This is a genomic window from Streptomyces sp. 142MFCol3.1, assembly GCF_000424945.1.
GTDB lineage: Bacteria > Actinomycetota > Actinomycetes > Streptomycetales > Streptomycetaceae > Streptomyces > Streptomyces siamensis.
Window position 1 is genome coordinate 248,388 of record NZ_AUKV01000004.1, and the last position, 19,957, is coordinate 268,344.

At 70.5% G+C, this 19,957-nt stretch carries 14 protein-coding genes and 1 pseudogene; 11 read left to right on the top strand and 4 right to left on the bottom strand.

The window, feature by feature from the left end:
* The first annotated feature begins 70 nt into the window (after positions 1-70).
* The gene (locus H305_RS0107585; protein ID WP_028799873.1) at positions 71-706 is read left to right on the top strand and encodes a TetR/AcrR family transcriptional regulator; all 636 of its coding nucleotides are present in this window, start codon (positions 71-73) and stop codon (positions 704-706) included.
* Between the two features lie 52 nt (positions 707-758).
* Here the strand turns inward: H305_RS0107585 and H305_RS0107590 are convergent, their stop codons facing one another.
* The 3 genes from H305_RS0107590 to H305_RS0107600 form a co-directional block, all read right to left on the bottom strand.
* A complete protein-coding gene (locus H305_RS0107590) occupies positions 759-1,751 on the bottom strand; it encodes a LuxR C-terminal-related transcriptional regulator (protein ID WP_028799874.1) in 993 nt (330 codons plus the stop codon).
* Between the two features lie 159 nt (positions 1,752-1,910).
* Positions 1,911-5,732, bottom strand: coding sequence for a S8 family serine peptidase (locus H305_RS0107595; protein WP_028799875.1), 3,822 nt, complete (start codon positions 5,730-5,732; stop codon positions 1,911-1,913).
* Between the two features lie 482 nt (positions 5,733-6,214).
* Positions 6,215-6,673, bottom strand: a complete 459-nt coding sequence (locus H305_RS0107600) for a MarR family winged helix-turn-helix transcriptional regulator (protein WP_028799876.1) — start codon at positions 6,671-6,673, stop codon at positions 6,215-6,217.
* A gap of 709 nt (positions 6,674-7,382) precedes the next feature.
* Here H305_RS0107600 and H305_RS0107605 point away from each other — a divergent pair.
* The 10 genes and pseudogenes from H305_RS0107605 (at position 7,383) to H305_RS0107650 (ending at position 18,901) form a co-directional block, all read left to right on the top strand.
* Entirely contained in the window at positions 7,383-11,135 is a 3,753-nt protein-coding gene (locus tag H305_RS0107605; RefSeq protein WP_028799877.1) for a S8 family serine peptidase, read from the top strand.
* Between the two features lie 452 nt (positions 11,136-11,587).
* The gene (locus H305_RS0107610) at positions 11,588-11,992 is read left to right on the top strand and encodes an ATP-binding protein (RefSeq protein WP_028799878.1); all 405 of its coding nucleotides are present in this window, start codon (positions 11,588-11,590) and stop codon (positions 11,990-11,992) included.
* A 233-nt stretch (positions 11,993-12,225) separates the two neighbouring features.
* On the top strand, positions 12,226-12,681 hold the full coding sequence (locus tag H305_RS0107615; protein WP_028799879.1) for a carboxymuconolactone decarboxylase family protein: 456 nt from the start codon (positions 12,226-12,228) through the stop codon (positions 12,679-12,681).
* 187 nt (positions 12,682-12,868) lie between these two features.
* Positions 12,869-13,348, top strand: coding sequence for an iron chaperone (locus H305_RS0107620; protein WP_028799880.1), 480 nt, complete (start codon positions 12,869-12,871; stop codon positions 13,346-13,348).
* A 165-nt stretch (positions 13,349-13,513) separates the two neighbouring features.
* Positions 13,514-13,858, top strand: coding sequence for a hypothetical protein (locus tag H305_RS53295; protein ID WP_028799881.1), 345 nt, complete (start codon positions 13,514-13,516; stop codon positions 13,856-13,858).
* Positions 13,859-13,907: 49 nt separating this feature from the next.
* Positions 13,908-14,133, top strand: a pseudogene (locus H305_RS54480) (hypothetical protein); the annotation flags it as partial.
* A 169-nt stretch (positions 14,134-14,302) separates the two neighbouring features.
* A complete protein-coding gene (gene kdpF / locus H305_RS49740; RefSeq protein ID WP_037659531.1) occupies positions 14,303-14,392 on the top strand; it encodes a K(+)-transporting ATPase subunit F in 90 nt (29 codons plus the stop codon).
* An 8-nt stretch (positions 14,393-14,400) separates the two neighbouring features.
* The gene (gene kdpA, locus H305_RS0107640; protein ID WP_028799882.1) at positions 14,401-16,065 is read left to right on the top strand and encodes a potassium-transporting ATPase subunit KdpA; all 1,665 of its coding nucleotides are present in this window, start codon (positions 14,401-14,403) and stop codon (positions 16,063-16,065) included.
* On the top strand, positions 16,062-18,188 hold the full coding sequence (kdpB, locus tag H305_RS0107645; protein WP_028799883.1) for a potassium-transporting ATPase subunit KdpB: 2,127 nt from the start codon (positions 16,062-16,064) through the stop codon (positions 18,186-18,188). Before kdpA ends, kdpB begins: the two co-directional genes overlap by 4 nt.
* A 5-nt stretch (positions 18,189-18,193) precedes the next feature.
* The gene (locus H305_RS0107650; protein WP_028799884.1) at positions 18,194-18,901 is read left to right on the top strand and encodes a potassium-transporting ATPase subunit C; all 708 of its coding nucleotides are present in this window, start codon (positions 18,194-18,196) and stop codon (positions 18,899-18,901) included.
* 240 nt (positions 18,902-19,141) lie between these two features.
* Here H305_RS0107650 and H305_RS0107655 read toward each other — a convergent pair whose 3' ends face one another.
* Positions 19,142-19,927 (bottom strand): AraC family transcriptional regulator, encoded by a 786-nt coding sequence (locus H305_RS0107655; RefSeq protein ID WP_028799885.1) that lies wholly within the window; start codon positions 19,925-19,927, stop codon positions 19,142-19,144.
* Positions 19,928-19,957: the final 30 nt, after the last annotated feature.

Here is a 19,957-nt window from a genome sequence, read left to right on the forward strand (position 1 = left end):
CGGATCGCATACGGTCCGTCCAGGCACCGACTTCTGGGCGCCGACTTCCAGCGATGCCGAGGAGCGCGACATGAACACCACCACGCCTGTGGAGCGTCGAGTGGCCCGGCCGCGCGCCGATGCCCTGCGCAACCGGGAGCGGATCGTCGCCGCCGCCCGCGAGATGTTCGTCGAGTCCGGTTCCGGGGTGCCGTTCGACGAGATCGCGCGCCGCGCAGGTGTCGGCAACGCCACGCTGTACCGGAACTTCCCCGACCGCGACGCCCTCGCACGCGCGGTCGTCTGCGCGGTGATGGACCGCACCTCGGAGTGGGCCGAGCGGGCGCTCGCCGAAGGCGGCGACGCTTTCGCGACGCTCAGCGGCTTCGCGCACTTCGCCGCCGACGAACGGATCGGCGCACTGCGCCTGCTGTTCTCCGAGGGTTTCGACCCCGGCCAACCCGACCTCATCGCCGCCCGCGATCGGTTCACCGACCTCGTCACGGTGCTGATGTCGCGTGCCCGCGAGGCCGGACAGCTGCGCCCCGACGTCGAGTTCGGCGACCTGATGATCGCGCTCAGCCAGCTCACCCGGCCGCTGCCGGGCATCGCCTGCCGTGGCATCGACCGTTTCGTGCACCGCCATCTACAGCTGTTCCTGGACGGCATGCGGGCCCCGGCCCGCTCCGTACTGCCCGGAGTGGCCGCCACCATGGGGGACTTGTGACGAGGGTGCCCCGCCGACGCGTGTGATCGGCCCGGCCGGCGGACTCTCTCGGCTACAGCCAGCCGCGGCGTGCCGCCTGCCAGGCGAGCTGCATGCGTGTCGCGGCGCCGGCGAGAGTCATCATGTGCTGGATGTGACGCTGGACCGTGCGACGGCTCAGACCCATCTGGCTGGCGATGGCCTTGTCGGCGATGCCCGCGACGAGGAGGGAGAGCAACTTGCGGTCGGTCTCGGACAACGGGGCCGTGTCGCTGGTGTCGTCGACGGTGCCGGAACTGCTGACGTGCAGCGGTACCGCGTCCTCCCAGTACCGCTCGAACAGAGCCGTCAGCGCGTCCAGCAGGCTGCTTTCGCGCAGCAGGGCCGCCGTGGGTTCGCTGGGACTGCCCTGAGGGCCGCCCGGCACCAAGGGGCATATGGCGATCCTCCGGTCGGCGACGGCGAGCCGGAGCGGGAGGTGGGGGACGGAGCGCGCGATCTCACCTGCGCGGACTCCATCGATAACGTTGTCAATGGCTCCTTCGTCGTCGAAGAAAGCCCGCTCGTACAGAGCGCGATAGCGGACCCCTCGCGCGAGGGCGTCGAACTCGGCGCGGTTGCTCCCCGACGGCATGGCGACGTACTGGGCCTTGCAGAACCAGAGCATTTCGTGGCGTGCGTTGTCCTGGAGTTGGCGCAGGTGCTGGCGCAGCGCGCTCGCGCCGGTGATGACTTCGATGAGCTGCCCCGCGTCCTGTCGGCGCCGGGTGCTGCGGTAGGTCTCCAGCAGGTCGGTGACGGCGGAGCGGGCCTGGTCGAGGGCGTCGGCGTTGCGTTGCAGCCGTGGCAGCAGGGCCACGTCGGGCGGTGACGCGGTGAAGTGTCGTGGCTGCCGGTCGGTGGGACTGGCGAGACCCTTGGTGGCGAGCGCCGCGAGGATGCCCTGGGCCTGGCCGGGCGCGAGTCCGGTCTGTGAGGCGATCTCGTCGGACGAGGCCGTGGTGGTGGTGATCAGGAGGCGGTAGACGGTCTCCTCGACCGCTGTGAGGCCGGCTGCCTCTAGCATGCAGGTTCCTCCTGGCCGAGCCGGGTTCGCACACAGGTGTGGACCACGTTGATCATTGAGGTCAGAACTATAAGGGGTGCCGGGCACTGTGCGGTGGGTGCCGTAGTCACGAACTCCGGCACCCACCGCACATTCAGGAAGGACGACCCGCCGTCGGGATCACCGTGCGCCGGGGTGCAGGAAGGCGCGGTCCACGGTTTGCCGGACGGTGTGGCCGGAGGCGTCCTGCGCGGTCACGCGCAGCGTCACGTACGCGTCCGCGTGCACGCGGGCCGGGCGCTCCACGACGGCGGTGAAACCATTGCCCTTGCGGGCCGTGGTCGCTGCGGTGGCCCAGGTCCGCCCGTCGTCGTAGGACGTCTCGACCTTCAGCGTCACCCCACGGGGTGCCGCCATGCCGTCCTGCATCCGGACGGTCAGGCCGAGTTGCTGCTTGCGGGCCCGGCTCACCGCGTTCCGGGCGTCGACCGGTACGGAGTAGTCGACCTGGAGCAGCGGCAGCAGGGACTTCTGAGCGGCGGACTCCGAGCGGAACGTCCACGACGTACGGGTGGACGGGCCGAAGCTCCAGTCGTCCGAGTCGCGGCCGGTGGTCAGGTCGAGCCGGTACTCGGCGCTGCCCGCGGGCACTTCGATGTCACCCCACGCGCCGTAGTCGGACTCGGCGATCTGCTGTCCGTTCCGGTACAACGTCGCTGTGGCCGTGTCGGGTTGGCCGAGACCGCCGAAGGGCGGAGCCTCGGCGTACGCGTAGTGGGTCGCGCCGGAGTCGGTGAACTCGGGAACGAACACCGAGAGCGTGTTGCCCTCGCGTACCGACGGCCAGGCCGCACCGCGCGGGATCGACGGGCGGACCGGTCCCGCGAACCACCGCTCCGTCGCATGCTGGCCGGGGCGGTAGGTGTGGGGGGTGTCCCGCATGCCGACCCGCAGTGGCTCGTCGGGCTCGTCGGCGACCTTGTGGCGCACGGTGTGGCTCCACAGGGTGTCCCCGCTGCTGACGTACTCGACGCGTTCCCGGCCCGTCGGCACGTAGCGGCTGTACTGGTTCCAGGCGGTGTCCTGGTACGGCCTCCACCCGAAGCGCTGCTCGCTCGCCCACTGAGTGGCACCCGTGCGGGTGTAAGTGACGCCGACCTCGGCGGTGTTGCGCTCGGAGACGGTGTGGACCAGGTTCTTGGGTATGGAGCCGTTGGAGACCTGCATCACGTCGTAGAGGTAGGGGCTGCGCACCGTGCCGGAGAAGTCCACCGTTGTGGTGCCCTTCGCGACCCGCTTCAGCAGTGCCGTCCCCTCGTCGAAGGAGACGCGCATGGCGGGCACCGCCGTCCGCACGCCGTTCGGCTGCCATCTCGTCCAGGAGGGTTCGTCCTCCGGCCACACCAGCAGGAGGCCCTTGGCCCCGTCCGCCGCCGCGGCCTGTGCGAGAGCCCTGGTGTCGTCGGCGATGGACTGGACGCGTACGACGGCCAGTTTGCCGCGCGTGCCACGGAAGCGGGGTTCCGCCGATGTGCCGGCGTCCACGGCGGTCAGGTGTGCGCCTTGATCGTCGAAGACGGCGGAGTTCTGCTCGTAGTAGGGGCTGAGCCCCAGTCGCCCGCCGGAGATCTGCGCCCGCAGCTGGGGGGCCACCATCTGCCAGCGCGAGTGGAACTCGAACGTGCCGTCGGTGACCGGGGCGACGGTGCTGACGTACAGACGCTTCACCTCGTCGAACATCATGTGACCCTGGATCAGGCCACGGCCGTCGATGCGGCGGTACAACATGTCGCTGAGGATGCCTCGCTGCTCGGCGGGGCGAGGCGTACGGATCTTCACCTCGGTGACGTCGGCCGCGCTCAGCGTCACCGTCATGTCCTTGGTGACCTTCACCTCGGGGTTGACGACCTCGCCCGCTTCGAACCCGTCGGCGGCCCGATCGTAGAAGCCGGAGTTGAGGCTGTAGGTGCCCTCCTCGACGACAGCGACACCCGCGGCTCTGTCCGTGTAGTCGACGAATCCGTTGCCGAAGTCGGTGGCACCCCAGATGTTCGGCAGTGCGCCGGGAACGACCCGGCCGTCACGGCCCCGGTACACCACGGTGAGCCGGTGCTGCTTGCCGCGCACCAGCAGGGACAGCGTGGTGTGGGCCAGCACGGTGCCGTCGGCCGACGTGGCGGTGACGTACCCGTAGTACAGGCCGCGCGCGGCGTTCGCCGCGTCGATCTGCAGCGGCACGTCGGTCGTGGCACCGGGCGCCAGCTCCACCGAGTCGGAGCCGGGACGAACCACCCCGTCGGCGAGAGCGCGCCCGAAGTCGGTCGTCAGCTTGACCGCCAGAGTGAGCTTCAGGGGACGGTCACCGGTGTTGGTGTAGTGCACGGTGGTCGTCTGCTGCCGCCCCGCAGCACGGGCCTCGACCGTCGGCAGGATCAGGGAACCGGTGGCGGTCACCGGACCCATGGCCGTGGCCAGGTCGATGCGGCCGCCGCCCTGCTCGGTCACCTTGGTGCCGGACACCGTGCGCGACGTGCTGATCAGGGCGTCCTTCAGCTGCTGGGCGCCCCAGCCCGGGTGCTGCTGGGCCAGCAGCGCGGCGGCACCGGCGACGTGCGGGGTCGCCATCGACGTGCCGGACGCGGCGGTGTAGTCCGCGTCGATCGGCTTGCCCATGCTGGTCCCCGACGCCCGGGCCGCGACGATGTCGACACCGGGGGCGGTCACGTCGGGCTTCGCCGCTCCGTCGCCGAGGCGGGGGCCGCGGCTGGAGAACGGCGCGAGGGAGTCGTCGCGGTCGACGGCGCCCACGGTCAGCGCGGCGTCGGCCGCGCCCGGGGACCCGACCGTGGTCGGCCCGGACTGGCCCGCGTTGCCCGCCGCGACGACGAAGAGGGTGTCGGTGGAGGCGGTCAGGGTGTTCACGGCCTGACTCATGGGATCGGTGCCGTCGGTCGCGCCGTCCGAACCCAGGCTCATGTTGACGACCTTGGCGTGCTGGGCGGTCGCCCACTCCATGCCGTCGATGACCGCCGACTCGCTGCCGTAGCCGTCGTCCCCCAGGACCTTGCCGACCAGCAGGTCGCTTCGCGGCGCGACACCGCGCCGGGTCCCCGAGGACGCGGCGCCCGTGCCGCCGACGATCGAGGCGACGTGCGTGCCGTGACCGAAGACGTCGTTCGTGCCGGTGCCGCCCGCGAAGTTCTTCGCGTCCGCGATGCGCCCGGCAAGGTCGGGATGGCCGGCGTCGACACCGGTGTCGAGCACGGCCACTTTGACGCCCTGGCCTTCGTAGCCCGCCTTCCACGCGGTGGGGGCGTTGATCTGTGTCGTGCTGCGGTCCAGCACGGCCTTGACCCTGCCGTCCAGGGAGACGCGGGGGGTGACCGCGGCACGGGAGACGTCCGTGGTCCCGTTCGTGGTCAGCGTCTTCCAGAATCCGCCCAGGTCGGCACCGGCGACGTGCAGCGACCGGGCGTCGATGCTGCTGAGATCGCGGGCGGCGGTCTTGGGCGCCTTGTATCCCACCAGCCGGTCGGCGGTGGCCGCGGCCGTTTGCGCCGCCCGCGCGGCCCCCTTGGTCCCGTCCGGCGACGGCTCGGAGGAGACGATCAGCGGGAGGGTGCGCGAATGGGCCTCGTCGTAGCCCTCCGAGATGAGGGCGGTCACATCGAACAGCCGGCGGTCCAGCGTGCCCGCCGTCACCAGGGCCTCGGCGTCGGAGGGCAGCACCGTCAGTGCCTTGTCGTCCCCCTCGAACGTCCGGAAGGAGATGTGTTCCCGACCGGGGCCGGGCTGCACCGATGCGGTACGGCGACCACCGGGCAGCGGGGTCACGGTCACACGGTCGCCGGTCAGCAGTCGCACCGTGGCGGAAACCGCCCTGTCCGCGTCGGTGAACCCCGCCGCGTCTTTCGGGCCGGGTTCGGCCGAGACGGGCGATACACCTCCGATCGTCACCACCAGTACGGTCGATATCGCCGCCGGCAGGCGGATCCATGCCATCTGTAGAGCACCTTTCGTACGGCGTCAGGTCATGCGCCGTACGAAAGGATCAGGTCGGGGCCCCGGGCATGTCACCGGTATCACCTGCCGCAGATGTGACATGTCCCAACGGCGACACGGACAGCCGGTGACGCCTGCGCGAGGCCGCGCCCACGCCCGGCCCGTATGGACAAGGGCGGTGGGGCGGGCCGGAATTGAGGGAGGTCGGGACGGCCGTCCAGGCGCCGGGCCGGCACGGTTCATACGCCTCGACGCAGAGCGCCACGGGCAGCGGCGGAGCCACGGCAGGGGACTCGGCGGACGTGCGATGGGCCGGAAAGCGGGCCTGCCGCATGCGTGAACTCGATCGGGAAGGCGGGCCCGTTGGAAGAATCGACGCGCGACGCCCGCGGTGGTGCTCGACGGAGCGACCGTGCGCTACGTGTCGGCACGGGCCGTACTGAGCCGCGTCGGGCGTCGGGCGGCCGGGGTATGCGTATGCGTCAATGATCGGGCGCGATGCGCCGCAGTACCTTCGCGGCCGCGGCCACGTCGCACCCCTCCAGGTGGGAGAAGACGTGTCGCCGGACACTGGCGAGATTGGTGGGCCACGCCTGCTTCAGCCGTGTCCATCCGGGGCTCGTCAGGACGGCGAGCAGTGCCCGTCCGTCCTCGGGCGACTTCACCCGCATGACCAGCGACTGGCCCTCCAGTCGGTTCACCACCCTGGTCATGCCGCTGAGCGAGAGCCCGCAGGCGGTGGCCAGCTCGCTCATGCGCATCTGGTTGTCCCGGGCCTCCGAGAGATGGACCAGCACCATGTATTCGGTGCCGGAGATCTCCTGCTCCGCGAGCATGTCGGCGTCGACGAGGCGGGGCAGGAGCGTCATGACCCTCCCGAGAGCCCGGAGGAATGCCTCCTCGTCGGGGTTGAGGGGCTCGATCGTCGTCGCCTTTGCCATGAACTCAGTGTAAGTGGCCCGACCGGAGGCAGATCCCGTGACTTCGACGGGACGATCATGCCGGTAGGGGCCCGTCCGGTCGGTGATCGACGAGCATGTGGGGGCGGGCCGGGCCGTCGAAGCCGACCGTCCGTGGGCCGCAGGGATCTCGGGCGGGTCCCCTCGCCGGGTCCCGGTACGGGGGTGCGTCGGAACGCGGGGCTGGAGACTCGATCCCTCCCGGGCGTCCGTCCCGCGGAGCGGGCGGACCGTGCGGACGCCGGCGCTGGGAGGATCCCGGGCGGGGTCCGTCGCCGAGGGTGCGCGGACGGCGCGGATCGCCCAGGACGACCGCAGCGGCCCGGACTCCGGCGGCTGGGCGAACGCCGACCCGGCCCCTTGTGCCACAGCTGTCGCGCGGCCCGAGGTCCAACAGGTCTGACGCAGAGGTGACTTGTCGCAGGTTGGACAGGCGAAAGTGCCGACGTCCGCGCCGGGGGAGTTCAAGGTGGGACTCCGCAGCGGGCGGCAGCGCGCGGTGCGTCGTGACGCATCCGCGGGGAGCAGGCCCGCCGCGCGGGCCGTGGCCATCGGTTGCCGGTAGCCGGTAGCCGGTTGTCGGTCGGCGCGATCGGTGGCCGCCGGTCACCGGTCATGTGCCCGGTCCCGTCGCAGTTGTGACGTCGTGTCACGCAGAGAGCGTTCCAGTACCGTCGACTCAAGGAACTGCATGCCATCCATACCCACCCGCAAGCGGGGCCTCGCAGCCGCCGCCCTCGCGTTGGCCATGCTGACCGCGCCGCCTCTCGTGTCCGCCTCGGGCACTCCGCGGACCGGTCCGGCCGACCGGACCCTGGCCGGCGACGTGGCAACACCTCAGCCCACCTCACGTACCGTCACCTTGGTGACCGGTGACAAGGTGACCGTGAACACCGCGGCCGACGGCAAGGTCACCCGGTCCGTGCAGGGTCCGGACGGCCGGCCCACCGCGTTCGCCGTCCACGAGGCGGGCAAGGACACCTACGTGTATCCCGACACGGCGGTGCCATACCTCGCCGCCGGGCAACTGGACAAGGAGCTCTTCAACGTCACCGGACTGCTGGCGGACGGGTACGGGGACGCGCAGCGCAGCACTCTGCCCCTGATCGTCACGTACACCGACGCGGCCGTCCGTGCCCGTGCGGCGGCTGTGCCCACCGGCTCCACCAGGACGCGCGCACTGAACAGCATCCAGGGCGCGGCACTGTCGCAGCAGCGGACCAAGGCCGGCGCCTTCTGGTCCGCCCTCACCGGTGGGAACGCATCGGCCACCGGCCGGGGGACCGCGGCGAAGCCACGGCTGAGCAGCGGGATCGCGAAGGTCTGGCTGGACGGGAAGGTCAAGGCCGATCTGTCCGACACGACGGCGCAGATCGGGGCGCCCGAGGCGTGGGCCGGCGGCAACACCGGCCAGGGCGTGGACGTGGCGGTGCTGGACACCGGTGTCGACACCCGCCATCCGGACCTGGTGGGACAGGTGAGCGAGAGCACGAGCTTCGTGCCGGACCAGGACGTCGAGGACCGCAATGGTCACGGCACCCACGTGGCCTCGACCATCGCCGGCACCGGCGCGGCCTCCGACGGCAAGGAGCGGGGCGTCGCGCCCGGCGCGCGCCTGCACATCGGCAAGGTCCTCGACGACAACGGCAGCGGCCAGGAGTCCTGGGTGCTCGCCGGCATGGAATGGGCCGCACGTGAGCAGCACGCCAAGATCATCAGCATGAGCCTCGGGGCCGGCCCGACGGACGGACACGACCCGATGAGCCAGGCGGTCGACGAGCTCAGCGCCGAGACGGGTGCGCTGTTCACGATCGCGGCCGGCAACAGCGGGAAGTACACCGTCTCGACGCCGAGCGTCGCCGACGCCGCGCTGTCGGTCGGCGCGGTGGACGGTTCCGACCGTCTCGCCGACTTCTCCGGCACCGGACCGCGCCAGGGCGATGCCGGCCTGAAGCCGGAACTGACCGCGCCGGGCGTCGACGTCCTCGCGGCCCGCTCCCAGTACTCCTCGGAGGGCACCGGCTCCTACCAGACGATGAGCGGGACCTCCATGGCCACCCCGCACGTCGCCGGTGCCGCGGCACTGCTGGCCCGGGCACACCCGGGCTGGAGCGGGAAGCAGCTCAAGGACGGGCTGGTCAGCACCACCAGGACGACACCCGAGTACACCCCGTACGAGGCCGGCAGCGGTCGCCTGGACGCTGCCGCCGCCGTGAAGGGCACCGTGTTCGCCTCCGGCAGCGTCTTCGGCGGCTACCGCGACGCGTCGACACCGGCCGGCGGCACGAGCGGGAAGACCGAGAAGAAGGTGACGTACACCAACACCGGGGACCGTCCCGTCACCCTCGACCTGAATGTCCGGGCTCCCGGCGCGGCCCAAGGCGCGTTCACGCTGTCCGCCCGGCAGATCACCCTCCCGGCCAACGGCACCGGCACGGTCGACCTGATCACCGACTTCGACCTGGTGAAGGCCGACACGGTCACCTCGGGGCAGATCCTCGCCACCGACGGGTCCGGCGCGCTCGTCGCCCACACCATCACCGGCGCCTACAAGATGGGAGCGCGCTACACGATCACGGTCAATGGCAAGGACCGCAGCGGCCGCCCCATGGGCGGCGCCGTGTGGGTGACGGGCGAACGCTTCGCGCTGCCTCTGATCCTGGACGACTCCGGTACGGGCACCGTGACCCTGCCCGGAGGCACGTACGCGGTCCAGCTGGTGGCCGACGTCGAGGGCGTTCACGGACCGCACTCCAAGGGCATGGCCGTCCTGACCCGTCCCGAGGTCGTTCTCGACAAGGACGTCACGGTCGACCTGGACGCCTCCAAGGCCAGACAGGTGACGGTCCGGACTCCTCAGGCGACCACCCCGGCCCTGACCCGACTCGACTTCTACCGGTACTTCGACGACACGCACGCCTACCGCAGCGAGTACGTGCCGGACCAGTCCTACGACAGCTCGTGGGTCCTGCCCAGCAAGGAAGTCACCACGGGCACCTACGAGTTCGGTGTCGCCGCCCGTCTGGAACAGCCCGCACTGACGATCGCTGCCGGGAAGCACACCTACGACGACCTGCGCGTCCGGCGCGGACACGTCCCCCTCAAGAAGGGCCGACACAGCTACGGCGCCGTCTTCGCCGGGGAGGGCGGGCCCGGCGCCTACCGCGGTCTCGACGCCAAGGGCAGGACCGTCGTGGTCCGGCGCAACGACTCCGTGGCACTCGACGAGCAGGCCGACAACGCGGCCAAGGCCGGCGCGAGTGTGCTGCTGGTGGTCAACGACGGTGACGGACGCCTGGCTCCGTGGGTGGACGACTCCTACTCCGACACGGAGATTCCCGCTCCCTTGACGGTGGCCACTCTCACCGCGGACGAGGGTGACGCACTGATCGCCCGCATCAAGCAGGGCAGGACCACACTGCGGGTCACGTCGAACCCGACCATCGAGTACCTCTACGACATCGCAGACCATCAGAGCGGCGTCCCCGCGGACCCCACCTACCGCCCGCGGCGAGCCGACCTGAACCGGGTCGAGGTCTCCTTCCGCAACAACCACCAGGCCCGGGCCATGGAGACCCGTGTCGCCGTCTGGCACGACGACTACATGCCCGTCCTGCTGCCCACCCCGGCCCAGGGGAAGCGCACCGACTGGGTGTCCGCCGGCACGGTCTGGCACGAAGAGGCCACGATCAACCGCCAGCTCCAGATCACCAACGACACCTTCAAACGCTACCCGCGCGGAACGACCTCCCACGTGGAGTACTTCGGGCCGATCCAGCGGCCGCGGATGAACAGCCACTACATGCCGCTGCGCTCGGGCAACACGGTCGGGGCGACGATCCCGGGCTGGGCCGACTCGGAACCCGGACGCGCCGGCACCACCTTCGGCAACCCGGAGGTCGAGGACAGGGTGAAGATCTACCAGGGCGACACCCTGATCAGGGCCTCGGACACGAACACCATCGGCAGCCCGCGGTTCCCCCTGATCCTGGCTCCCGAGAAGCTGCGGTACCGCCTGGTGTCCGACAACGCGCGGGGCAACTGGACGAACGACTACTCCACCACCACCAGCACCGAATGGGGCTTCACCTCCGGAGAGACCGCTGCCGACACCGTCGACGTACTGCCGCTGATCCAGCTCGACTACGCGGTCACCGGCATGGACGCCTCCGGCAGGAGCGGCCGCCGCAGCGACATCACCGTCACGCCCTCGCACCTCGCCGGAGCCCCCGGCTCCGACACCATCAAGACCGTGAGCGTGGACATCTCCTACGACGACGGCTCCAGCTGGCAGCACGCGACACTGCGTCACACCGACCGGGGCTGGTGCACCGAGCTGAACGCACCCGCCAAGGCGCGGTTCGTCACGCTGCGCACCAGCGCGAGCGACACCCAGGGAAACACCGTCAAGCAGCGGATCACCCGGGCCTTCGGCCTGAAGTGAGCGCGACCCCGGTCGGTACGCCCTGACCGGCGAGGGGGCGGGATCGCGTCGAGCGGTCCCGCCCCGAGTGTCCGCTACGGACCCCGGCCGTGCCGAAGACGCACGGAGGTCAAGAGGACGACACAGCCATGACGTTGGCCGAACTCCCATACCGATTCTCCGTTCCTGAGGGCCGCTTGACCGCCGTCGGCCACCCTGCCGCGCCGCGGCGTGTCCACCACGACCTGAGGAATGCACGCGCCGCGGACCAGGACGAAGTCCGCCGGGGACAGGGCGCCCCACGGACCCGGGTCGCCATGGAAGCCGCGCGCACGGCGCGGATCCCGCGGCTTCGGCGAGAGGCGAGGCCGTGTCGCGTCGGGGACGTCTGTCTTCGCGGGCACCGGGTACACGTGTCCTGTGCCGAGACGAATCCGTGCCGGCGGCGGTACGAGGACGACAAGGGGCGTGACGTGGCAGTCAAGGCGATGGGCTGGGCGCACTCGTTCCCCATGGCGCAGGGCGTGCGGGCCGGACGGCAGTGGACACGCGACCATCTCGCCTCCCTGCCCTGGACGGCGGACGAACCGGACACGGCGGACGCGATCGTCCTGGCCGTCTCCGAGCTGCTCACCAACGCCCACGTCCATGCCCACAGTGACGCGAGTCTCGTCCTCACCTGGGACGGCGAGTGCCTCCATGTGAGCGTCCACGACGAGGACCCCACCCTGCCCCGACAGCGCGAGCCGGAGCCGGGCGAGACGTCGGGACGCGGGGTGGGCATCGTGCGCGCCCTGGCCGACGACTTGGGCACGACCTGCCAACGGCACGGCAAGACCGTGACCGCGTGCTTCCGCCCGTCCGGTCCCGTGCGTTAGGACGTCGACGCGGGCGATCGCTGACGACTTGGGCGACAGCTGCGTTGCTGCTCGCCGCCCCGATCGAGCGTGCCCGTCCCACCCCCGCAGAATTCCCCCGAGTCACGTCTCCCCAGGTGAGAGGTGTTTCGGCTGTCCCGCGGTGTCCCACCGGCGTCGTCACGGCAAGCCCGTGCGGCTGTGATGGAGTCACGCCCCGAGGGAACGGGGCACCACCGCTAAGGGGAGTCGATATGCAGTCTCGTATGCAGAACCCGGCCGTCGTCCTGTCCGACGCGATGCAGCCGATCCAGGCGCTGCTGAAGGCCGCGCACGGGGGCGGGGTGGACGCGCAGACGCTGGAGCTGGTGCATCTGCGGGTCAGCCAGATCAACGGATGCAGCGCCTGCGTGGACGGCGGCGCGAAGACGGCCCGCAAGGCGGGGGTGAGCGACGAGCGACTGGCCACGGTCGCCGCCTGGCGCGAGACCCCGTACTTCAGCGAGGAGGAGCGGGCGGCGCTCGCCCTCGCGGAGGCCGCGACGCGGCTGGCCGACCGCCCCGACGCGGTCGGCGACGAGATCTGGGACGCGGCGGCCGGCCACTTCGACGAGAAGCAACTCGCCTCGATCATCCTGATGATCGGCGTCACCAACCTGTTCAACCGGCTCAACGCCACCACCCGCCAGATCGCCGGCGCCTGGGGATGAACGGGCCCGGTCCCGGGCGGCGGACACGCGTCCGCCGCCCGGGACGCCCCGCAGGCCGCAAGCACCACTCCGCACGGCAAATGAGCCGTTGCGCGAGCAGAAGTACTCGCAGATCCGCAGATCCGCAGATCCGCAGATCCGCAGATCCGCAGATCCGCAGATCCGCAGACCAACAGGAGAATTCGTCATGAAGGCCGTGCAGAATCCTGCCAGGAGCACCACCGCGACCGGCACGACGTCCGAGCGTTTCACGGACGAGGAGCGGGCCGCGATGAAGGAGCGAGCCCGAGAGGTGAGGACGTCCGCGCGCCGTGGATCGCGTGCCGAGAAGGCGGCGGAGGACGAGGCCGCGGTGCTGGCGAAGATCGCCGAGATGCAGGAGCCGGACCGGGTCATGGCCGAACGGATCCACGCCGTCGTGAAGGCGAGCTCGCCGGACCTCGCGCCGAAGCTGTGGTACGGCATGCCCGCGTACGCCGTCGACGGCAAGGTCGTCTGCTTCTTCCAGGGCGCTGAGAAGTTCAAGGCCCGGTACGCGACGCTGGGCTTCAGCGACAAGGCGAACCTCGACGAAGGCGCCATGTGGCCGACCTCCTACGCCCTGAGGGAGCTCACCGCCGCCGACGAGGCGAGGATCGCCGCGCTCGTGCAGCGGGCGGTGCGCTAAGCCGAGGAGGCGCGCCCCCAAGCGGGTCGGTGGGGGAGCCGGGGCGGGCCGCGCACCTGGCTTCCGGGCACCGCGCGCATGGGTCCGCGGGGGTGTCGCCGTCCTCGGCCGGCCCCACGACGAGGACGCTGTACGCCGAGTGGCCACCGCTCACAGGCGGTCGCAGTGAGCGCCTCCCGCCCCGTTCGACCCGAGGGCACCCCGTGCGGTGCGCCGGGACGTCAAGACGGTGTCAGGGTCGCCCGGGCGGCCGCCAAGGAAGCGCAGCCGCCACGTCTGCACGGCGACGGCAGCGTCACGGTGGGCCGGCGCGTCTGGGACGTGGACGCCGCAGGCTGGCCCGAGGACGAGATCGAACTTCGCGCCTACGGCAACGGCCACTACCTCGGCCGCTTCATGCTCACTCCGGGCCCGCGGGAAGTGCGCCCGCTCCAGGCCCGGTTGGTGGCGGTGACCCTCGCCGACCAGACGGGAGCGGCGCTGGACACCTCGGGACTCGTGCACCGGTGACGCCGCCGGCCGGCTCGCCGACGGGGCGTCGGCGAGCCGGGCCGGCGGCGTCACCGTGCTGATCCCGGAAGCCGAGCCGGCAGCCGCTGTGGCAGCGGCTGCCGCAGAACCAGCGGGGCGCCCTCGTCGCACACGCCGTGCGGCGGGAGACGGACGCGGTGATCTGCCGGCTGCGCTTCCGGCTACGGCCAGGCCACCGACCGTCGGGGCCGCCTGCTCACCCGTCCGGATCAAGGGCCGTAAGGGTCCCGTCAAAGGCGTGGGCCCCGCCGTAAGGGAGCCGTCAACGGTGGCCGGATCCGGCCACTGAGGCGCTTTCCTCGAAAGCGTCCGTACCGACCGAACCTCACTCCAGGAGCTCACGATGGCCGATCTGGCCTTCGTCGTCACCACGATCGCGGTCTTCGCGCTGGTGGCTCTCGTCGCCAAGGGGGTGACGAAGCTGTGACCGCCGAGAACATCGTCGGCCTGATCGTGGCCGTCGCCCTGCTGGGATATCTCGTCCTCGCCCTGATCTTCCCGGAGAGGTTCTGAGACACGTCATGGGTCCCCTGCTCGCCGCAGTTCTCCAGCTGCTCGCGCTCATAGGCGCGCTCGCACTGGTCTACGTCCCCCTCGGCACCTACATGGCCCGCGTCTACTCCTCCGACAGGCATCTGCGCGTCGAGAAGTGGATCTACAAGGGCATCGGCGCCGACCCCGACACCGAGATGCGCTGGCCCGCCTACCTGCGAGGCGTCCTGGCCTTCTCCGCGGCCGGTGTCCTCTTCCTCTACCTCCTCCAGCGGCTCCAGGGCGTCCTGCCCGGCTCGCTCGGCTTCGAGGCGGTCGACCCGGCGCAGTCGTTCAACACCGCCGTCTCCTTCGTGACGAACACCAACTGGCAGTCGTACTACGGCGAACAGACCATGGGTCACGTCGTGCAGACCGCCGGTCTGGCCGTGCAGAACTTCGTCTCCGCCGCCGTCGGCATCGCCATCGCGGTCGCCCTCGTGCGCGGCTTCGCCCGGTCCCGCACCGGCGAGATCGGCAACTTCTGGGCCGACCTGGTGCGCGGCACCGTCCGCGTCCTGGCGCCGATCGCGGTGATCGCCGCGCTCGTGCTGGTCGCCTGCGGCGCGATCCAGAACTTCTCCGGCATTCACCAGGTCGGGCAGTTCATGGGCGGCTCGCAGCAGTGGAACGGCGGCGCGGTCGCCTCCCAGGAGGCCATCAAGGAGCTGGGCACCAACGGAGGCGGCTACTTCAACGCCAACAGTGCGCACCCCTTCGAGAACCCCACCGCGTTCACGAACCTGTTCGAGATCTTCCTGATCCTGGTCATTCCGTTCGCGCTGACCCGCACCTTCGGCGTCATGGTCGGCAGCGTCAAGCAGGGTTACGCGATCCTCGCCACGATGTTCACCATCTGGCTGGGCTTCGTCGCGCTGATGATGTGGACCGAGTTCGCCCACCACGGCCCGGCGCTGCAAGCGGCCGGCGGTGCGATGGAGGGCAAGGAGACCCGCTTCGGCATCGGCGCCTCGTCGATCTTCGCGGTGTCGACGACACTGACGTCGACCGGTGCGGTGGACTCCTTCCACTCCTCCTTCACCGGCCTCGGCGGCGGGATCACGATGCTCGGGATGATGCTCGGCGAGATCGCGCCCGGCGGTACCGGCTCCGGCCTCTACGGCATGCTGATCATGGCGGTCATCGCGGTGTTCATCGCCGGTCTGATGGTCGGCCGTACGCCCGAGTACCTGGGCAAGAAGATCGGCGGCCACGAGATGAAGCTGGCAGCCTGCTACATCCTGATCACCCCGGCGCTGGTGCTCATCTTCACGGCCGCTTCCATGGCGCTGCCGACCCCGCCGCACTCGATGCTCAACTCGGGTGCGCACGGGTTCTCCGAGGTGCTGTACGCCTTCACCTCGGCGTCGAACAACAACGGTTCGGCCTTCGCGGGCCTGAACGCGAACACGGACTGGTTCAACACCATGACCGGGCTCGCGATGCTGCTGGGCCGCTTCCTGCCGATGGTGTTCGTGCTGGCGCTGGCCGGCTCGCTCGCCGGGCAGAAGCGGGTACCGGTGACCGCGGGCACCCTGCGCACCGAGAAGCCGCTGTTCACCGGCCTGCTGGTCGGCGCGATCCTGATCATCACCGGTCTGACCTACTTCCCGGCGCTGGCGCTGGGTCCGCTCGCCGAGGGGCTGGCGTCATGACCACCCGAACGGAAAACCACGAGGGCGCGATGTCCACTCCCACCCTTGCGCCGCACCAGGACGCGCCCACCGGGCACAAGCCCGCCGAGGGCCGTGTAGGGGCGGGGCTCTTCGACCCCAAGGCGCTGCTCAAGTCGCTGCCGGACGCGTTCCGCAAGCTCGACCCGCGGGTGATGGTCAAGTCACCCGTGATGTTCGTGGTGTGGATCGGGTCCGTGCTCACGACGGCCTTCTCCTTCGAGGAACCGGGCGACTGGTTCGGCTGGACCATCAGCGCCTGGCTGTGGCTGACGGTCGTCTTCGCCAACCTGGCCGAGGCGGTCGCCGAGGGCCGGGGCAAGGCGCAGGCCGACACCCTGCGCAAGGCCAAGACGGACACGGTGGCCCGGCGACTCGTGGGGAACACCGAGGAGCGGGTGCCCGGCACCGAGCTGACCATCGGTGACCTGGTCGTCTGCGAGGCCGGCGACATCATCCCGGGTGACGGTGACGTCGTCGAGGGCGTCGCGTCGGTCGACGAGTCGGCGATCACCGGCGAGTCGGCTCCGGTGATCCGTGAGTCCGGCGGTGACCGCAGCGCGGTCACGGGCGGGACGAAGGTGCTCTCCGACCGGATCGTCGTCAAGATCACGACGAAGCCCGGCGAGACCTTCATCGACCGCATGATCAGCCTGGTCGAGGGCGCCGCCCGGCAGAAGACGCCCAACGAGATCGCGCTGAACATCCTGCTCGCCTCGCTGACGATCGTCTTCCTGCTGGCCTGCGCCACGCTTCCGCCGTTCGCGGACTACGCGGGCACCCGTCTGACGATGGTCGTGCTGGTCGCCCTGCTGGTCTGTCTCATCCCGACCACCATCGGCGCCCTGCTGTCCGCGATCGGCATCGCGGGCATGGACCGCCTGGTCCAGCGCAACGTGCTGGCCATGTCGGGCCGCGCGGTGGAGGCCGCCGGCGACGTGTCGACGCTGCTCCTCGACAAGACCGGCACCATCACCCTCGGCAATCGCCAGGCCTTCGAGTTCGTAGCGGTCGCCGGAGCCACCCAGGCCGAGGTCGCGGACGCCGCCCAGCTGTCCTCCCTCGCCGACGAGACTCCCGAGGGCCGTTCCGTCGTGGTCCTGGCCAAGGACAAGTACGGACTGCGCGAGCGGCACCAGGGCGAGCTGGCGCACGCCGAGTGGATCGCCTTCACCGCCCAGACCCGGATGTCGGGTGTGGACGTGGACGGCAAGAAGATCCGCAAGGGTGCGGCCGGTTCGGTCATCGCCTGGGTCGAGGAACAGGGTGGCACGGTCGCCCGGGACGCCAAGCAGGTCGCCGACCGCATCTCCGAGGCGGGCGGCACCCCGCTGCTGGTCGCGGTCGAGGACACCGAGGGGGCCCGGATCCTGGGCGTCATCCACCTCAAGGACGTCGTCAAGGACGGCATGCGGGAGCGGTTCGAGGAGCTGCGCCGCATGGGCATCAAGACGGTCATGATCACGGGTGACAACCCGCTGACAGCGAAGGCGATCGCCGAGGAGGCGGGCGTCGACGACTTCCTCGCGGAGGCCACTCCCGAGGACAAGATGGCCCTCATCAAACGGGAGCAGGCGGGCGGCAAGCTCGTCGCGATGACCGGTGACGGCACCAACGACGCCCCGGCACTCGCGCAGGCGGACGTGGGCGTGGCGATGAACACGGGCACGTCGGCCGCCAAGGAGGCCGGCAACATGGTCGACCTCGACTCCAACCCGACCAAGCTCATCGAGATCGTCGAGATCGGCAAGCAACTGCTGATCACCCGGGGCGCGTTGACGACGTTCTCCATCGCCAACGACGTCGCGAAGTACTTCGCGATCATCCCGGCGCTGTTCGCGGCGGTCTACCCGGGCCTGGACAAGCTGAACGTCATGCAGCTGTCCTCGCCCAACTCCGCGATCCTGTCGGCGGTCGTCTTCAACGCGCTGATCATCATCGCGCTGGTGCCGCTGTCCCTGAAGGGCGTGCGGTACAGGCCGGTCAGCGCCGACCGCATGCTCCGCAGGAACCTCGCGATCTACGGCATCGGCGGACTGATCGCACCCTTCATCGGTATCAAGATCATCGACCTGCTCATCTCCCTCATCCCCGGAATCGGCTGATCGCCATGAACAACTCCGTAACGAACACCCTCCGGTTGCTCGGGGCGGGCCTCAGGGCCCTCCTCGTACTGACCCTGGTGACAGGCGTGATCTACCCCCTGGTCGTCACCGGCATCGCCCAGGGCCTGTTCAGCAACAAGGCGAACGGCTCCGAGATCAGGGCGGACGGCAGGGTCGTCGGCTCGTCCCTGATCGGCCAGTCGTACAACCTGCCGCTGAAGAAGGGACAGGACACCCCCGAGGCCGACCTGAAGTGGTTCCAGGGCCGTCCGGCCAACGGCCTCGGCTCCAACAGCATCAACACCCAGTACAAACTGCTGCTGTCCGGTGCCACCAACCTGGCCGCCGACAGCGGGGCCGTGGACGGCAAGTGCACCGCGAAGTCCGAGGAGGGCTCGCTCTGCGCGCAGGTGCTCGCCGCCCGTGCCGCGGTCGTCAAGGACAACTCGGTGCCCGGCTACACCGTCACCCCGTCCCAGGTCCCCGCCGACGCGGTCACCTCCTCCGGCTCCGGCCTCGACCCCGACATCTCCCCGAAGTACGCGGAGCTCCAGGTCCACCGGATCGCCGCCAGGAACGGGCTGCCCGTCAACCAGGTGGAGAAGCTGGTCGCGGACCACACCGGCGGCCGTTCCCTCGGCTTCATCGGTGAGCCCCGCGTGAACGTCCTCGAGCTCAACATCGCGCTCAAGGACCTTGTGGCCCAGCACTGAGGGGAGGGAGCTACAGGTGCGGAGCCGGAGGTTGGGAGGCGTCCTGGATCCGCCGGCTCGCGCAGCCACGACGCCGGCCCTCCAGGCCGGGACGCCCATTCCCCACCCGGCCATGGCGCCGGTCGCCCCGCGGCCGGCGCCCGCGGCCCGAACCCGGCATGGGCTACCGCTCCGAAGGGTGACACGGCCCACACAGCGGGCTCCGGTCCACGTCGGCGCGGTATCCGGCGTCGGCAGGACCTATGCGATGCCGGTTGCCGAGCCGGGGCTCCGGTACGCCGAAGGCGGCCGCCCGAGAAGCTTGCCGAACGCGGCCGTGTAGGCCGCGGGGTTGTCGTAGCCGAGCCGGGCGGCGATGCGCGTGACGGGCACGCCCGCGGTCAGGTGGTGCAGCGAGTGCAGGACGCAGGCGCGTTGCCGCCACTGCGAGAAGTTGAGGCCGGTGCCGCGCCGGAACAGGCGCGCCAGGGTCCGCTCGCTCACGTCGAGGGCCGCGCACCAGCGGGCCGGCGGGTCGTGGATGTCCGGCTTCCGCAGGAACGCCTCGCACAAGGCGCGCAGCCGCGGATCGGACGGCATCGGCACGTCGAGGGGGAGCGGGGTGAGGTTCTTGAGTTCGTGGAGGACGAGCGCGGCGAGTGCCGCGTCGCGGCTGTGCTCGGCATAGCGCGGCTCCATCTCGACCGCCGCCAGGAGCAGTTCCCGCAGCAGTGCGGAGACGTCGACCGCCTGGCAGCGGGCGGGGAACCACGGCACCGCGGCCGGCTCGATGTAGAGGCTGCGGGTGCTGACGCCCGTCATCGTGACCTGATGCCCGGTCATGGGCGGGATGAGCACCGCGCGGGCGGTGGGAATCGTCCAGCTGCCGTCCGCCGTCTCGACCCGCATGACGCCGGTGGCCGCGTACAGCACCTGGGCGCGGCGGTGCTCGTGCCGGGGGAGCAGGTGGTCGTGGGGATAGTCGGTGCCGATGGCCAGTACGGCACGATCGAGGCCGTCCACCTCCGCGACCGGAACGTTGCGCATGCCAGGAGGCTACGGGGGACCGAGCGCCGT

What these genes read in the sequence shown, in the direction of transcription:
- H305_RS0107595 (WP_028799875.1), bottom strand. Translation starts at nt 5,732, where the DNA reads ATGGCATGGATCCGCCTGCCGGCGGCGATATCGACCGTACTGGTGGTG.
- H305_RS0107655 (WP_028799885.1), bottom strand. Translation starts at nt 19,927, where the DNA reads ATGCGCAACGTTCCGGTCGCGGAGGTGGACGGCCTCGATCGTGCCGTA.
- H305_RS0107620 (WP_028799880.1), top strand. Translation starts at nt 12,869, where the DNA reads ATGAAGGCCGTGCAGAATCCTGCCAGGAGCACCACCGCGACCGGCACG.
- kdpA (WP_028799882.1), top strand. Translation starts at nt 14,401, where the DNA reads ATGGGTCCCCTGCTCGCCGCAGTTCTCCAGCTGCTCGCGCTCATAGGC.
- H305_RS0107585 (WP_028799873.1), top strand. Translation starts at nt 71, where the DNA reads ATGAACACCACCACGCCTGTGGAGCGTCGAGTGGCCCGGCCGCGCGCC.
- H305_RS0107605 (WP_028799877.1), top strand. Translation starts at nt 7,383, where the DNA reads ATGCCATCCATACCCACCCGCAAGCGGGGCCTCGCAGCCGCCGCCCTC.
- H305_RS0107600 (WP_028799876.1), bottom strand. Translation starts at nt 6,673, where the DNA reads ATGGCAAAGGCGACGACGATCGAGCCCCTCAACCCCGACGAGGAGGCA.
- H305_RS0107650 (WP_028799884.1), top strand. Translation starts at nt 18,194, where the DNA reads ATGAACAACTCCGTAACGAACACCCTCCGGTTGCTCGGGGCGGGCCTC.
- H305_RS0107615 (WP_028799879.1), top strand. Translation starts at nt 12,226, where the DNA reads ATGCAGTCTCGTATGCAGAACCCGGCCGTCGTCCTGTCCGACGCGATG.
- H305_RS0107590 (WP_028799874.1), bottom strand. Translation starts at nt 1,751, where the DNA reads ATGCTAGAGGCAGCCGGCCTCACAGCGGTCGAGGAGACCGTCTACCGC.
- kdpB (WP_028799883.1), top strand. Translation starts at nt 16,062, where the DNA reads ATGACCACCCGAACGGAAAACCACGAGGGCGCGATGTCCACTCCCACC.